17 protein-coding genes are annotated in these 14,452 nt (G+C 51.6%); 5 read left to right on the top strand and 12 right to left on the bottom strand.

The window, feature by feature from the left end; genetic code table 11:
- Positions 1-21: 21 nt before the first annotated feature.
- Genes GQ52_RS01175 through sucC form a run of 3 tightly spaced genes read right to left on the bottom strand, consistent with a single transcriptional unit; the run spans position 22 to position 3,106 of the window.
- Positions 22-1,038: an ankyrin repeat domain-containing protein gene (locus GQ52_RS01175; protein ID WP_232411319.1), complete on the bottom strand. Its 1,017-nt coding sequence runs from the start codon at positions 1,036-1,038 to the stop codon at positions 22-24.
- A gap of 14 nt (positions 1,039-1,052) precedes the next feature.
- Entirely contained in the window at positions 1,053-1,934 is an 882-nt protein-coding gene (gene sucD / locus GQ52_RS01170) for a succinate--CoA ligase subunit alpha (RefSeq protein WP_019881664.1), read from the bottom strand.
- A gap of 2 nt (positions 1,935-1,936) precedes the next feature.
- Positions 1,937-3,106: an ADP-forming succinate--CoA ligase subunit beta gene (sucC, locus tag GQ52_RS01165; RefSeq protein ID WP_024929658.1), complete on the bottom strand. Its 1,170-nt coding sequence runs from the start codon at positions 3,104-3,106 to the stop codon at positions 1,937-1,939.
- A 254-nt stretch (positions 3,107-3,360) separates the two neighbouring features.
- Between sucC and GQ52_RS01160 the strand changes: the two genes are divergently transcribed.
- A complete protein-coding gene (locus GQ52_RS01160; protein WP_232411322.1) occupies positions 3,361-3,846 on the top strand; it encodes a PEP-CTERM sorting domain-containing protein in 486 nt (161 codons plus the stop codon).
- 108 nt (positions 3,847-3,954) lie between these two features.
- Here GQ52_RS01160 and GQ52_RS01155 read toward each other — a convergent pair whose 3' ends face one another.
- On the bottom strand, positions 3,955-4,731 hold the full coding sequence (locus GQ52_RS01155) for an elongation factor-1 alpha (RefSeq protein WP_235272887.1): 777 nt from the start codon (positions 4,729-4,731) through the stop codon (positions 3,955-3,957).
- A gap of 149 nt (positions 4,732-4,880) precedes the next feature.
- Here GQ52_RS01155 and serB point away from each other — a divergent pair, with 149 nt between their 5' ends.
- The 3 genes from serB to infA all read left to right on the top strand — a co-directional run bounded on the left by serB (position 4,881) and on the right by infA (position 6,490).
- Entirely contained in the window at positions 4,881-5,720 is an 840-nt protein-coding gene (gene serB / locus GQ52_RS01150) for a phosphoserine phosphatase SerB (RefSeq protein WP_047518451.1), read from the top strand.
- 246 nt (positions 5,721-5,966) lie between these two features.
- Positions 5,967-6,173, top strand: a complete 207-nt coding sequence (locus GQ52_RS01145) for a cold-shock protein (RefSeq protein ID WP_019881669.1) — start codon at positions 5,967-5,969, stop codon at positions 6,171-6,173.
- Between the two features lie 80 nt (positions 6,174-6,253).
- Positions 6,254-6,490 (top strand): translation initiation factor IF-1, encoded by a 237-nt coding sequence (gene infA, locus GQ52_RS01140; protein ID WP_019881670.1) that lies wholly within the window; start codon positions 6,254-6,256, stop codon positions 6,488-6,490.
- 7 nt (positions 6,491-6,497) lie between these two features.
- On the opposite strand, the gene GQ52_RS01135 is transcribed toward infA, so the two are convergent.
- Genes GQ52_RS01135 through GQ52_RS01125 form a run of 3 tightly spaced genes read right to left on the bottom strand, consistent with a single transcriptional unit; the run spans position 6,498 to position 9,378 of the window.
- Complete coding sequence (locus tag GQ52_RS01135) at positions 6,498-7,295, bottom strand: ferritin-like domain-containing protein (RefSeq protein ID WP_047514370.1); 798 nt, start codon at positions 7,293-7,295, stop codon at positions 6,498-6,500.
- Entirely contained in the window at positions 7,246-8,685 is a 1,440-nt protein-coding gene (locus tag GQ52_RS01130; protein WP_047514367.1) for a sensor histidine kinase, read from the bottom strand. Before GQ52_RS01130 ends, GQ52_RS01135 begins: the two co-directional genes overlap by 50 nt.
- 15 nt (positions 8,686-8,700) lie before the next feature.
- Complete coding sequence (locus GQ52_RS01125; RefSeq protein ID WP_019881673.1) at positions 8,701-9,378, bottom strand: response regulator transcription factor; 678 nt, start codon at positions 9,376-9,378, stop codon at positions 8,701-8,703.
- Between the two features lie 196 nt (positions 9,379-9,574).
- Here GQ52_RS01125 and GQ52_RS01120 point away from each other — a divergent pair, with 196 nt between their 5' ends.
- Positions 9,575-9,760, top strand: a complete 186-nt coding sequence (locus GQ52_RS01120; protein ID WP_024929664.1) for a hypothetical protein — start codon at positions 9,575-9,577, stop codon at positions 9,758-9,760.
- Between the two features lie 173 nt (positions 9,761-9,933).
- On the opposite strand, the gene GQ52_RS01115 is transcribed toward GQ52_RS01120, so the two are convergent.
- The 5 genes from GQ52_RS01115 to GQ52_RS01095 are packed head-to-tail and all read right to left on the bottom strand — an operon-like array spanning position 9,934 to position 14,301.
- Positions 9,934-10,827 carry an SMP-30/gluconolactonase/LRE family protein gene (locus GQ52_RS01115; protein WP_047514365.1) on the bottom strand — a complete coding sequence of 298 codons (894 nt, stop codon included), beginning with the start codon at positions 10,825-10,827 and terminating at the stop codon, positions 9,934-9,936.
- 8 nt (positions 10,828-10,835) lie between these two features.
- Complete coding sequence (locus tag GQ52_RS01110) at positions 10,836-11,420, bottom strand: hypothetical protein (protein ID WP_019881676.1); 585 nt, start codon at positions 11,418-11,420, stop codon at positions 10,836-10,838.
- A gap of 33 nt (positions 11,421-11,453) precedes the next feature.
- A complete protein-coding gene (locus GQ52_RS01105; RefSeq protein ID WP_047514363.1) occupies positions 11,454-12,665 on the bottom strand; it encodes a PQQ-dependent sugar dehydrogenase in 1,212 nt (403 codons plus the stop codon).
- Complete coding sequence (locus GQ52_RS01100; protein WP_047514360.1) at positions 12,662-13,951, bottom strand: NAD(P)/FAD-dependent oxidoreductase; 1,290 nt, start codon at positions 13,949-13,951, stop codon at positions 12,662-12,664. Before GQ52_RS01100 ends, GQ52_RS01105 begins: the two co-directional genes overlap by 4 nt.
- On the bottom strand, positions 13,951-14,301 hold the full coding sequence (locus GQ52_RS01095) for a c-type cytochrome (protein ID WP_047514357.1): 351 nt from the start codon (positions 14,299-14,301) through the stop codon (positions 13,951-13,953). The genes GQ52_RS01100 and GQ52_RS01095 overlap by 1 nt, the downstream gene beginning before the upstream one ends.
- Positions 14,302-14,452 lie beyond the last annotated feature (151 nt).

Genomic DNA, 14,452 nt, shown 5'->3' with positions numbered 1-14,452 from the left:
ATTTATTGAGTACGTGTGTGGTCAGTACTTGCCACCAGCCGCTTTAATCAGCTCTACCATGGCAGGATTCTGACCTTTCAGCGCGTAGACATAAGCGGTGAGGCCATATTGGTCGCGGGTTTTGACATTGGCCTCATGTTCCAATAACAGGCGCGCCATGTCAGGTGAATTGTTGCTCACTGCCAAATGCAGCAAGGGGGTGCCTTCACTGTCTTTGTGGTCAACATCCGCTTTATGCTCCAGTAATGCTTTGGCGACTTCGGTTTGATTTTTAGTGACCGCCCAGGTTAATGCCGTCCATTCGTGCTCGTCTTCTTCATCCACTTTGGCGCCATGCTCCAGCAGGTAAATGGCAGCAGGGGTAAAGCCTTCCCTGGCGGTGATCATTAAAGCGGTGGTGCCGAGTTTGTCTTTGAGGTTGGCATCTGCGCCGTGGCTTAAAATCGAGGTGATGGTGGGCACATCGCCACTTTTTGCGGCATACATGAGTACGGTTTTACCATCTGATGAACGCACATTGGCGTCAAAGCCACGTTCAATAATGAGGCCCACGACTTCGCTATAACCAGAGGTGGCCGCCAGGCCGAGCGCACTCCAGCCAGCCGGATCGCGTACTTTGACGTCCGCGCCTTTTTCCAGCAATGCTTTCACCGCGTCAATATTATTCTTTTTCGCCGCAAACATCAGTGCGGTCCAACCGCCTTGATCTTTGGCATTGATGTCGGCGCCATGAGCCAGCAGTTCGCGTATGACTTCAGCCTGGTTTTTGCGGGCGGCATACATGATGGGCGTGATTTTTTCACTGTCAGTCACATTGGGGTTGGCACCACTTTTCAGCAGTGCCTTGACCGTGGCAAGGTCGCCTTTGGACGATGCGATCAACAGGTAGGAAATATTGGCGCTTGGTTCTATGCTGGTTTCGTCAACGGGTGCTTTTTTGGCAGCCTGTGCAGGCAGCGGCAAGGATAGCCCCAGCAACAGGCTGGCGCTCATGCAAAGAGCGCCAAGCCGATGGGTTGTCTGAGGACGATGCTTCATGCCGTTTCCTTTGTTTATGTTGTCGCGCGTTTGATGGCTTCGAGTACTGCTTCACCCAGGCCAGCAGGGGAGGCCGCAACCACGCAGCCAGCGGATTCCAGGGCGGAGATTTTATCTTCCGCTTTACCTGAGCCGCCCGAAATAATGGCACCGGCATGGCCCATACGCTTGCCTTTTGGTGCAGTTAGGCCTGCGATATAAGCGGCCACTGGTTTGGTGACGTGATGCTTGATAAAGTCAGCCGCAGCCTCTTCATCGCTACCACCAATTTCGCCGACCATAATAATGGCTTCAGTTTCAGGGTCTTTCTGAAAGAGTTCCAGGCACTCAATAAAGTTCAGACCTTTGATCGGGTCGCCACCAATGCCGACACAGGTGGTTTGACCCAAACCCAGCGCCGTCGTTTGATGCACGGCTTCATAGGTCAGGGTGCCTGAGCGGGACACTACGCCGACTTTACCGCGTTGATGAATGCTGCCCGGCATAATGCCGATTTTACATTCGCCAGGCGTGATGATGCCCGGGCAGTTAGGGCCAATCAGCCTGGTGCCGTTGGCACGCAAAGCGGCTTTCACATTCAGCATGTCCAGTACCGGGATGCCTTCTGTGATGCACACAATGAGCTCAATGCCAGCATCTGCCGCTTCCAGAATCGAGTCAGCCGCAAATGGTGGCGGCACATAAATGACGCTGGCATTGGCCTGGGTTGCTTTCACCGCTTCGCGCATGGTGTTGAATACAGGCAGGTCCAGATGTTGTTGGCCGCCTTTGCCGGGCGTCACACCACCCACCATTTTGGTGCCATAGGCCAATGCCTGTTCAGAGTGAAAGGTGCCTTGTTTACCGGTGAAGCCCTGGCACAATACTTTGGTATTTTTATCAACTAAAATCGCCATGACTACACACCTTTACTTACTGCTTTGACCGCGTGCTGGGCCGCATCCGTCAGGCCCTCCGCAGAAATAATATTCAAGCCACTGTCGCGCAGCATTTGCTTGCCCAGTTCAACATTGGTACCTTCGAGGCGAACCACGACAGGAATCGTCATGCCGACTTCGCGCACGGCTGTGATGATACCGGTCGCGATAATGTCGCAACGCATGATGCCACCGAAAATGTTGACCAGAATGGCCTTAACATTGCTATCTGCCAGAATAATTTTAAAGGCTTTAGTCACAGTCTCTGCCGTGGCGCCACCGCCCACATCCAGAAAGTTGGCAGGCATGCCGCCGTGCAGCTTGATCAGGTCCATGGTCGCCATGGCCAGGCCAGCACCGTTGACCATACAGCCAATATTGCCATTCAGGGCAATATAGTTGAGACCACTGTGGTGGGCTTCGGCCTCTTTGGTGTCGTCCTGCGACCAGTCGCGGATTTCGGCAAAGGGTTTTTGGCGATACAGTGCGTTGTCATCGACGGTCATTTTGCAGTCGAGCGCGACCAACTTGCCATCTGCGGTGACAATCAGCGGGTTGATTTCCAGTAGTGCCAGGTCATTGTCTTTAAACAGTTTGTACAAGCCTTTGGCCAGTTTGGTAAACGCGCCAATCTGGTCACCACTTAAACCCAGGCTAAATGCCAGGTTGCGCGCCTGGTAATCCACCAGGCCATTGAGTGGGTCGCAGACTTCCTGCAGGATTTTTTCCGGCTGCGTGGCAGCAATTTCTTCGATATCCATACCGCCTGCACTGGAGGCGACCATGACCACGCGTTCCAGCGTGCGGTCAACCAGCATGGACAAGTACAGCTCGCGTGCAATTGGCAACGTCTGTTCAACCAGCACCTGATGCACCGGCTGGCCATCAGGGGCATTCTGGTAGGTCACCAGATGCTTGCCAAGCAAGCTACCGGCAACTGTTTGTGCTTCAAGTGCGGATTTCACGACCTTGACGCCACCCGCCTTGCCACGCCCACCCGCATGCACTTGTGCCTTGACGACCCAGGCTTCACCACCTAATTCTTTGGTGGCAGCGGCAGCAGCTTCTTCGGATTGGACGACCAGACCGGCCGGGGTTGCCAAACCATACTTTTGCAGTAATTGTTTGGCCTGGTATTCGTGCAGATTCATGAGCGTGAGCGCTTTTTATGATTAAGCGCCTATTTTCGCGCAAATGGGCGCTCAAGGCTAGACCACAGGCAAAAAAACCGTGATGCGAGTATGCGATTTTATACGTTTATCGTTGCTGGTGTCAGGTATGTAAGACTTTGCAAAAAATGCCTGCGTTAAAGCGTTAGCCCATATTGACTATTGGCATTCGTCATCGCTTTCAATATAGTTATCGTAGTAATATTTTATACATAAAAAATTATTGGAGAGTGATCATGTTGAAAAAACTACTATTAGTTTCGGCAATGGCTGTATCAATGCACGCGAATGCGCTGGTATTGAATGTTTCTGGTGTCGATGTGAACGGCGCCTCGCTCGATAAAACGACCATTATTAATCTTCCTAGCCAAAGTACTATTTTTGATTTTTTTGGTAGCTTGGATCTCAGTAAAAAATTACAGGAAAGCAATAATGCTGGTGCAGTATTTGGCTTGTATTTAAACACGCCTGGCACAGGAACGCTGCTGAAACCACTTGCTGATTTCACTGCGTCTGCCGGTGATGTTTACAGTTTTAATTTCACCAACCTGGCAGCTGGTGATTACAGCTTGCGTTTTAACGTGACTGGTGGCGGTAGCTATGCTTTGACCTCTACGATCAATACGGTGACCACACCTGTGCCTGAAGCTAACACTTACAGCATGATCATATTAGGCCTGGGTGTCATGGGGGCTGTAGTGAGCCGTCGCAAACTGATCTGATTGATTTATCTCCTTGTATGTAAAAAAGCCGTTTAACGCTTAGCGTTAAACGGCTTTTTTGTTGCGGTGGGCTGGCACGCGATTCAACCGCGCCACTAGTCCAGATTGTTACTGGTTCAAATCCTGCGCCCAGGCATTGCCATACACTTTTCCATTACGTGACAGCACCAGCATCTGATACATGCTGACTACCCACATATAGCTGGAAGCCAGGCTATAGCCAACACCACCGATAATGGTCAGCCAGGCAAAATGCGGTGACAGCTTGGTCAGCCACCAGGACATGACGTCAACAATCAGGAACGCAAACGGGAAGGCGATGGCGACGATTTTGGCGGTTTTGGGCACGTTAACGGCAAAGCTGAAAATCAGGCCGATAAAAAAGAAAATAAAACTGATGCCAAACAGGTGGATATGTGAGACACGGGTCAGGCCGCTAATCGTGGCGCCTTCATTCACTTCAGCACGTGATTTCACTTCTTCATACTTGGTGAAGTTGGGAATGCCGGGAATGTTGCTGTGGCAGACAATACAGTGCTGGGCAAAGATTTGCTTGTAGTGTGATTCCCACTGGTCTTCCGGTGCGCCTTGCTGCGCCCATTTGATGATGTCCTGGCGCACTTCCAGCGGTGCTTTGTCAGACATGGAGCCATTTAACTTGCTGGCCAGTTTGGTACCGCTGCGGTCGCCATAATAGCTGTAGACAATATCGTTGACGGATAAGCCGAATTTGCCATCAGCCATACCGTGTGTGAGCATGATTTGCAAACCAGCCATGCACAAGCCAACGCCAATGACCAGCAGGTAACCGATAAACAGCGCTTTAAGTGGCAATGGCAGGTTGGGCAGGTTCAGCCATGGCAATGTTTGTGAGTCTTGTTTCATACGTTTCCCAGGGTTTTTTAATTTGCTTGCAAGCATACCATCGCTTGTGGCATTCCAAAAACAGAAATACTCCTTAAAAACAGCCTGTTCTCAGCGTTTATGTAGGCAACTGGTATAATCGCGCTTTTGTTTAATTAGTGATTTTTATCATGCGTTTAGTGGTTCAAGGTCCTGCCATCAGTATGGCGCATTTGTCTCATATTCATGGCTTGGTGGGTGGGCATACGCAGTTTATGCAAGTGGCGCAACATGCTTATTACCTACCGGTCGCAGAGGGGGCATACCTCGATGTGAAGGCATTTTGTGCCAGCCAGCAGATTGATTGCGCCATTGTGCAGGATGCCCACCGCCTGCCAAACATAGGTTTGTGCGTCATGGACATGGACTCGACCCTGATTGCCATTGAGTGTATTGATGAAATTGCCGACATGATGAACCTCAAGCCGCAAGTGGCCGAGATCACCGAGGCTGCCATGCGCGGTGAGCTGGATTTTGCTGCCAGTTTGCGCAAGCGTGTGGCCTTGCTCAAAGGCTTGCCAGAGACAGCGCTACAACGTGTGATTGAGGAGCGCTTAACCTTTAATCCAGGCGCGCAAGACTGGATTAATACCTGCAAGCAACATGGCATTAAAACCATGGTGGTGTCTGGCGGCTTTACCTTTTTCGCCAATTATGTCAAAGATACGCTAGGGCTGGATTATGCCGTCTCCAATACGCTGGAAATTGTCGATGGCAAATTGACCGGCCAGGTGCTGGGCGACATTGTAGATGCCCAGCGCAAGGCCGATGAGTTATTGAATCTGCGCGAAGCACTCGGTCTGGATGCCACGCAAACCATCGCCATTGGTGATGGTGCCAATGACCTGACTATGATGGCCGTGGCTGCAGTCGGTGTGGCTTATCACGCCAAACCGGTGGTGCAGCAGCAAGCCATGTATGCACTGAATGTGGTAGGCCTGGATGGCGTCGCCAATCTGTTGACCATCTAGTCGCTGCGCTCAGTCGATCAATGAGCGGTAGTCTGCTGGGTTGGTGTTTTTTAAATAAATAATTGATTTATTTATACTTTTCTTAAAAAATCGTTTGCTATTGTGGCGATTAACGTGCATAGTGTGCCCACGCGAAGTTCAAGCATTGTTGTTTTCTCTGGTGTTATCTTTCGGTTCTATCGTTAATCCCGCTACTTGACCCTCGCCTTTAATAGGGGAAACCCATTCATTTTTTAAGGAATTATTATGGCAACAGGTATTGTGAAGTGGTTTAACGATGCAAAAGGGTTTGGTTTCATTACGCCAGATCAAGGTGGCGATGACTTATTTGCGCATTTCTCAGCGATTCAATCTGCTGGTTTTAAAAGCCTGGCAGAAAATCAGCGTGTTTCTTATGAAGAAACAACAGGCCCTAAGGGTAAACAAGCGTCAGCCATTCAAGTGATTGCTTAAGCACGTGCGTTTGGGTGAATTCACCCCCGGATAAAGCCCGTTTGTACGGGCTTTTTTGTTTTTTATTTTAAGGATACCTCATGGCTAAAGAAGAGTTGATTGAAATGCAGGGCGCAGTGACGGAAATATTGCCAGATGCGCGCTATCGCGTGACGCTGGATAACGGCCATCAGCTGATTGCTTACACTGGCGGCAAAATGCGCAAACATAAAATACGTATTCTGGCTGGCGACAAAATCACCATTGAAATGTCACCCTATGATATGGGTAAAGGGCGCATTACTTTCCGTCATCTCCCGCCACGCAAGCCTTCATAAAAAACATTTAGTAGGTCTCTGCATTTAAGTAGGCCAGTTCAATTTCGCTAAAACCCGCCTGCTTGCGCGCTTCCATGTTAAACGGTGGCCGCAGCTTGGGCGCTTGATATTGTTGGCGCAAGGTTTCAAACGTCGCGACGATATCTAATCCGCGTTGGTCACATAAATACTGAAACCAGCGGTTGCCAATGGCCACATGGCCGATTTCGTCACGCAAGATAATATCCAGAATCGCGGCGGCGGCATGGTCACCTGCTTGCGACAGTTTTTGCTTGAGTGGGGGCGTGGCATCCAGGCCGCGGGCCTCCATGGTGCGTGGTACCAGTGCCATGCGCGCCAGTACATCGGATTGCGTTTTTTCGACCATCTCCCACAGGCTGTTGTGACCATCAAAGTCACCATAGTCAAAGCCCAGTGTTTGCAGATGCGCGCGTAGCAGCGAGAAGTGGTAAGCCTCTTCTTTGGCGACTTGCAGCCAGTCACGGTAATAGTCTTCCGGCATATCGGCAAAGCGCCACACCGCATCCAGCGCCAGGTTAATGGCATTGAATTCAATATGCGCTAATGCATGTATCAGCGCCGCACGGCCTTCAGCCGTATTCATGGCGCGACGCTGTACTTGCTTGGGCGGCACCAGATGAGGCTTTTCCGGCCGGCCTGGAATGGATTGTACTGGCGCGGTCAGCGTGAGATGGGCGTTGTAGTCGAGATTGGTTTCCCAAAGCAAAGTCACTTGCTGGCATTTTTGTTGCGGATCACTGAGGGTCAGTGCTTGCAGGGCGAGGATTCTCAGGCAGGATGTCATAGCGTTGGAATTTTACCGTGAATTGGCTGCCGATGTGATGCGTGATTGGGTGAGGCAGCCCGGCCGAGACGGTGATGCTGGCATTGTGGTGTTCTGCAATTTCGGCGACGATGGCTAGCCCCAGGCCACAACCATTGCCCTGGTTGGGGTCTAGCCGGTGGAAGCGCTCAAAAATTAATGCGGTCTGGTCAGCGGGAATGCCGACGCCGCTGTCAGACACTTGTAACATCAGAGACTGCTCACTTTGCCATAAGCGGATCGCAAGCAGGCCTTGTTCTGGCGTGTACTGGATGGCGTTCTCGAGCAAATTATTGAGCATTTCCGACAGCATTAAGGCATCCCCCAACACCTTGTCCTGCTGCGTTTCAATCAGCACTTCCAGTTCCAGTTGTTTATCCGCAGCCGGGCCTATCCAGCGCGCGCACTCTTCATAAATAATACTGGTCAGCGACACTGGCTGAACGATCAGCTGGCTACTGGCGGCATCGGTTCTGGCCATGCTCAACAAGCGTTGAATCAGGTGTGATAAACGTGTTGTGCTGCGTAGCATGTAGTTCAATGGTTCCTGCACCGCTTCTGGTGGATGGCTTCTGAGTGCCAGTTCCGCTTGTGTTTGCAAGCCCGCAATCGGTGTACGCAATTGATGCGAGGCGTCGGCAATAAATTGCTGTTGTTGCTGCAAACCCGCTTTCACCCGCGACAGCAGCGCGTTCATGGCATGCAACAGGGGGTGCAGCTCCAATGGCGAGGAACTGGTGTCTAGCGGACTGAGGTCGCGGTGGGAGCGCTGATGTAAAGATTCCCTGAGGTCTTGCATGGGTTTTAGCGCAAAGTGGATGCCCAATTCAATCACAATCGCGGCCAATAGCATCATCAGCACTTGCGGTAGCAGCATTTCTTCTACCATTTCTGCCACCATGGCATCGCGTTTGCCAGTAGTTTCTGCCATGGTGATCAGGATATTGCGCGCATTGATCGCTTTGCTTTCGGGCAGGCCAAAGGTCACGGCACGAATGGCTTCGCCTTTGTAGAGGCTATTGTAATAAATCTGCTGGTTGCCCGCGGGCGGTTTGGTGGGGAGTGGCAGATTGGCTTCACCGAACACCAGTTTGCCGCGTGGCCCGATAATGCGGATATAAATGCGGTCACCTTCGTTGTAACTGAGCAAGTGGCTGGCGACTTCGGGAATTTCAATTTTGACTTCGTTGTTGGCGTCGATAATGACTTCATCAGCCAAGGCAAGCACGGTACGCAACAACGACTGGTCATAGGCCTGTGTCGCATAGTGCAAGGCGCGTGAGTAAGAGAGGGCGGCAGACACCCCGAGTACCAGCAGCATGGGCAACAGTAGCCACAAACGCAGCTGGTTTTTGAGTGAACGTGGTCCCATGTATTCAGTGTGTCATTAAAGGCTTAAGTGTTCGGCTTCCAGCATATAGCCCAAACCACGCACAGTGCGGATGTGGGCGCCGCTGGGTTCAATTTTCTTGCGCAGGCGGTGAATATACACCTCAATGGCATTGTCACCCAGGGTTTCGTCCCAATTGCACAAAGACTCCATGATTTGCTCTTTGGCAATGATTTTACCCATACGCATCATCAATGTTTCCAGCAGGTTGAGTTCGCGTGCCGATAGGGTAATCAGTTGGTCATTAATACTGGCCAGTTTATTAGCGACATCGAGTTTTAGGTTGCCACACTGTAATGGCAGGTTGTTGCCCAGTTTACTACGGCGTATCAGTGCACGTACGCGGGCTTCAAGTTCTTCGAGGTGAAATGGTTTGGTCAGGAAGTCATCAGCGCCCAGATCCAGTGCCTGCACACGCGTGGCTACATCCTCACGTGCGGTCAAAATTAGCACCGCAATCGCGTTAGCCTGCTGGCGCAGGTGCGATAACAACTGCATGCCATCCATCGTGGGTAATCCAAGGTCCAGAATCACCATATCGTATACGTCATCCTGAATGGCGCGTAAGGCTTGTTTGCCATCGGTGACGTGATCAACCGCGTATTGTGACTGGCTGAGGGCACGCACCAGTCCATTCGCAATCACTAAATCATCTTCCACAATTAATAAACGCATCGCTGATATCCGCTGGTCTGAATATGCCCAGTGTACCTCAATGCTGCCGGGTTTTTCGTTTGTAAGTTTGCTGCAAGCCAGGCGTAAGTTAGCTGTAAGGAGAGCAGCGTATTGTGCAAGGGTGGACAACGCAGTACGAGCCACGATGCCATTAAACACAGAATATTAAATGAGCAGCAGCGATTAAGGAGCGATCATGATCAAGACCCTGTTAGTCATGTCGGGATTCATTCTTTCAGCCTATGCCATGGCCGGGACCAACCCCTCGCCACATGATCAGGTTGAAATGCAGAAACATTTGAAAGTAGCCAGACACGCTGTTGCGCAGCCAGCGGTCAACTCCCAAAAGGAGGTTGACAAAAAAACTGCGCAAACCAAGTAACTGCGAAGTTGCCTACGCGTACTGAATTCCCTGCAGTGCGTTGAAGCAATCAGCGGTTTCGTGTGTATCCTCTCACTTTAACCACGCGCAAGCGTGGTTTTTTTTATCTGTGATTTGGAATATGTGGATTTGGGCTTGCGCCAGGTCCTGGTGCAAGCCCACCAAGTCAACGTCTAACGTAAATCTATGATATCCAGCTTGCCTGCCTTCATATCCGGCACCAGCAGATGGTGGTCATCTTGTGTTAGCGCAATATCTGCGGCAGATTGGTAACCTTCTTTGATCAGGGTGACTTTATGTTGCTGGTCAACGCGGAATACTTTGCCTGACTTCCAGTCACTGACATAAATTGTGCCATTTGCCTGTTTGACAATGCCATCACCACCACCCAGGCCGCTGGCCACTTCATCCAGTTTTTTGCTCAACAGGTTGTAGTTGTAAAGCACGCCGGAAGTGAAGTCCACCAGTAGCAGATGCTCACCTTTGGCATCGGCCAGCAAACCATTCGGGGCTAAAATACGTGCATCGATCGTGCCGTCTAGCAGTAAACTCAGCTGACGTTGAGGCGTGACTTTATAAATAATGCCGCCTTTGCCGCTGCCCAGAATATCACCACTGTCACTGATATACAGGTTGCCATTGGCATCTGCGCTCAGGTCGTTGAGAAATTGTGGCACTTTGGGAAAGTCAGTCGCTGCCAGAAACACCTCAGCGCTGGCGGTTGGCTGGTTCAGTGCGACACGCAATACACGCGTTTTGTCGGCAATATATAAATCATTGCCGATCAGCACCAGCCCTTTAGGGTCATCCAGGCCTTGTACCAAGACCGAGGTTTTGCCATGGTCGATGACGCGAATCTGTCCATCACCATCCTGGCCAAAGCCATTGATTTCAGACACGTAGATCTTGCCGTCGGCGGCTTGCACGACAGATTCCGGCGTCAGCAAGCCACTTACGGGCGCTAAGCCATGCGCGTGGCTGTGGCTGGTGATCGTCAGTAAGCAGGCAGCGACTAAGCTTGAGATGGCGCTAGAGGTCAAGACACGGCGAGGCTGGAAAAACAACATAAACACTCCTAGAAAAAGGCTTTAGGTTGGGATAAGGTATTAATACTATTGCACAAAGCCTCGTAGGTTTGTACCGGTGCTTGTGCCAGGGATTGCTGGAAAGCAGGATTCTGCTGCAATTGCTGAATTACCTGGTCAAACGCTTGCTGGTAAGACTTGTGTGTCGAGTGCTCCACATTGTAAGTCAGCCAGCCACGTGATTGGCCTTCGCCCTTGACTGTCAGCAGCGGTTTTCCCAGAGCACTGTCTGCGGCAGGCTGGTTATACACCTTGGCAGTGATTTCGCTGTAAAAAACACCCGTTTGCGGGTTATAGAACATATTGGGTTCAATCACTACCAGCGCCTGGCCTTTGGCTTCGGCCTCACAACTTGAGGTGGTAAAGTTTTGCGCCTGAAAGCTGCTCAAGCCGACAGCTTCAGCTGCTTCGGCACGGTTATGCCAATAGTTGAGGTAGGGATTCAACAGGCGTACTGGATGCTGGTAAAAAGACTCTGGCACCTGAATGACCAAAGCCGGTTGCGTACCCGCCTGGCTAAGGCTGATCCAGCCCAGGCAGAGTGCGCTACTGATAGACAACAAAATGCGTTTCATATATTGCTCCTGAAAATATCCTTGCAGCGGTGGCTACAGGTTGCGAATACGGTAAATCCAGCCGGTCAGGTCATCTGACACATATAGCCAGCCATCGGCACCGACGATCACATCTACCGGTCGTCCCCAGGCTCGTTTTCCTTGCAGCCAGCCACTAATGAATGGGACGCTTGCCACGGGCTGTTGGTTCCTGAATTGTACACGCAGCAAGGCGTAGCCGCTGGGTTGTTTGCGGTTCCAAGAACCATGCAAGGCCACAATCGCATCCTGTTGGGTGTCGCCTGCTAACCGGCTTTGATGCAAAAAAGTGATGCCTATGGGCGTACTGTGTGCGGGGAGTGTTAGTACGGGCGCTTGCGCCTGTTGGCAAGCACCTGTTTCGCCAACAACGTTGGGGTCTTGCATCAGTTGCCCGGGCTGCACAAGGTTAGCCCAGCAATACGGCCAGCCATAGTGCTGGCCTGCTTCAATCTTGTTCAGGTGTTCTGGTGGCAAGTCATCATCGATATTGCCATTTTTCTGTCCGCTGCGATTATCAGCGCCATTGTTGGTGGCAAACATCTCTCCGCTTTGTGGTTGCCAGGCAAAACTTTGGCTGTTACGCAGGCCACGTGCCCAGATTGCACTTTGCGCATGGCGGCCAACGGTCAGCAAGGCCCCGGCAGGGCGACCATCCAGGGTGTAGCGCAATAGCGTGGCGCGCGTAGGATTGTCTTCAACACAAACATTGCAACTGGAGCCGACATTGATAAACAGATAACCGTCCGGCGAGATTTTGAGTGTTTTCAGGCTATGGCCACCGCTAGGCAGGTTGCGGATAAACGGTTGCGGGGCGCCCCAGCCATCGCCTTGTTTCGACAGTTTGACTACGCCGGTTTGTTCTGCCACCAATAAGTCTTCCCCTAATAGCGCGATGCCGTGTGGTGCATTGAGGCCTTGGGCAATGACTTCTGCTTCCCCTTGCGCGTTTAAGCGCACGATACGGCCGGTATCAGATAAGCTGACCAATAGCCGTCCCTGTGTGTCCAGCGCCAGCATGCGTGGCGCTCCCAAGGTGCTGACATCACTAAATCGCTCTATCTTGAGTCCGGCGGGGACTTCCAGCGTCGATAAAGCAGCATCCACCTCTGGTGTTTGTGCCATGGCATAGTGCAAACCAATTGCCATGCACAACCCTGTCAATGCGATCAACAGTAAGCGCGAAACTTTATTGGGGGAAGAGGTTTGGGCGTGTGCTGCCATCATGTCAATGTGTCTGCCCAGATGTTTTCTGCCCAGGCTTGTGCGTATTCGCCTTCCTGCACGCTGGCTTTGGGCGAAACGCCACCACCTTCGGCTGATACCATGGATTTCTTGGCTGGGTCATAACGATACACATTGGCCACGTGCATGGCTTGCTGGTTGTCGACAAAACTGTAGCAAGTGTTTGCGAACACAGGCAGCGGGTTGGGGGCATTGCCAGTTTGCAGGTCTATGATGGCGGCAGCGCACACTTTGGCTTGCGAGGTGGCCATATGCGCCGATTTTGGCAAGCCTGCCGAAATACTGTCGCCGATGATATGTACATCAGCTTGCAGGCTCGATGCATACGTCACAAAGTCAACTTCGCACCAGCGGCCATCGACATTATTCAGGTCTGCCACTTGCGCGACCTTGCCCGCCAGTTGTGGCGGAATCACATTCAGCACATCTGCTTTCACCGTTTCAAAATCAGTTTTGATGGTTTTGCTGGCAGCATCCAGTTGCAGGATTTCGCTATTGTTATGGTATTCAATGATGCCCTGGTAGGCACCATTGAAGCTTTGCAAAAACAAGCCCTTTTTGGAGGTGATGTCGGCATTGGCATCCAGGATAATCACTTTGCTGCGCGGTTTGTGCTGTTTGAAATAATGCGCGACCTGGCAGGCCCGTTCATAAGGGCCGGGCGGGCAGCGGTAAGCGCCGGTTGGAATGGTCATCACAAACACGCCTCCATCAGGCATGCTCTCCAGTTGCTGCAGTAGTTGCAGCGTTTGTTTGCCCGCTTTCCATGCATGCGGAATATCGGCGACCGGGGCAGACATGCCAGGAATCTTGCTGTAATTGAAATCAACACCAGGTGCGAGTATCAGGCGGTCGTAGCTGAGATTGCCACGCGCGAGTTGCACTTGTTTATTCACAAGATCAACCGAGGTCACACTGTCTTGTATCCAGTGCAGCCCATGTTGTTTGCGTGATAAGTCATAAGCAAAACTCAGCTGATCCAGCGTGCGGCTACCACCTAGCACCAGATTGCTTTGCGGGCAGGAAATAAATTGCGGATTAGGCTCAATGATGGTGACTTTGAGGTTGCCCATGCTCCAGGCGCGTAGGTATTTGGCGGCGGTGAGGCCTGCAAACCCTGCGCCGACTATCACTACATGGCCTAGGGGCGGCTTGCTGGCGCGGGCAAAAGCGGGCAGGCCATAAAAGGCGAGTCCGCCATAAATCACTGAGCGCACAAATTGCCTGCGAGAGGTGAGGGTGGTGGTCAATATGGAGTCCGGCTGCATTATTGTGCCCCCAGGAATGATTGATGTGGTAACGCGTGTGGTGTTTGTCTGGGTTGTTGTGCGAAATAGCTGGCCAGGGCGGTTATTTCTTCTGTAGTTAACCCTTTGGCGTGATGATGCATGACGGTAGAAGTCACCGAGCCATCTTTAAAGCCCTGCATGCGCTGCACAAAATAGGCTTGATTGAGGGCTGCCAGCGTAGGTGTGCCGCCCAGGCTATTGCCATTGGGCCCATGGCAAGCCGCGCAAGAGGCCGCCAGGGTATGAATGGCCGACGAGTCTTCTGCATGCGTCGATAGCGACCATATTGCAATGCAAGCCCATAGAATACGCGCGTATATCTGCTTCATGCTTCCCCCAGGATTGATTGTGAGTGATATTGATGTATCACATTATTCTAAATGGATGCCGAGGCGTGAGTGACTATGGTTACACAGCCTCAAAACAATTGCCTTAAAACAAAAACGGCCATGAATCTCATGACCGTTTTTGTTTAATATC

It is taken from the genome of Methylophilus sp. Q8, assembly GCF_000800115.1.
Lineage (GTDB): Bacteria > Pseudomonadota > Gammaproteobacteria > Burkholderiales > Methylophilaceae > Methylophilus.
The sequence above is the reverse complement of the archived record's forward strand: the minus strand, read 5'-3'. Positions and strand labels throughout refer to the sequence as shown.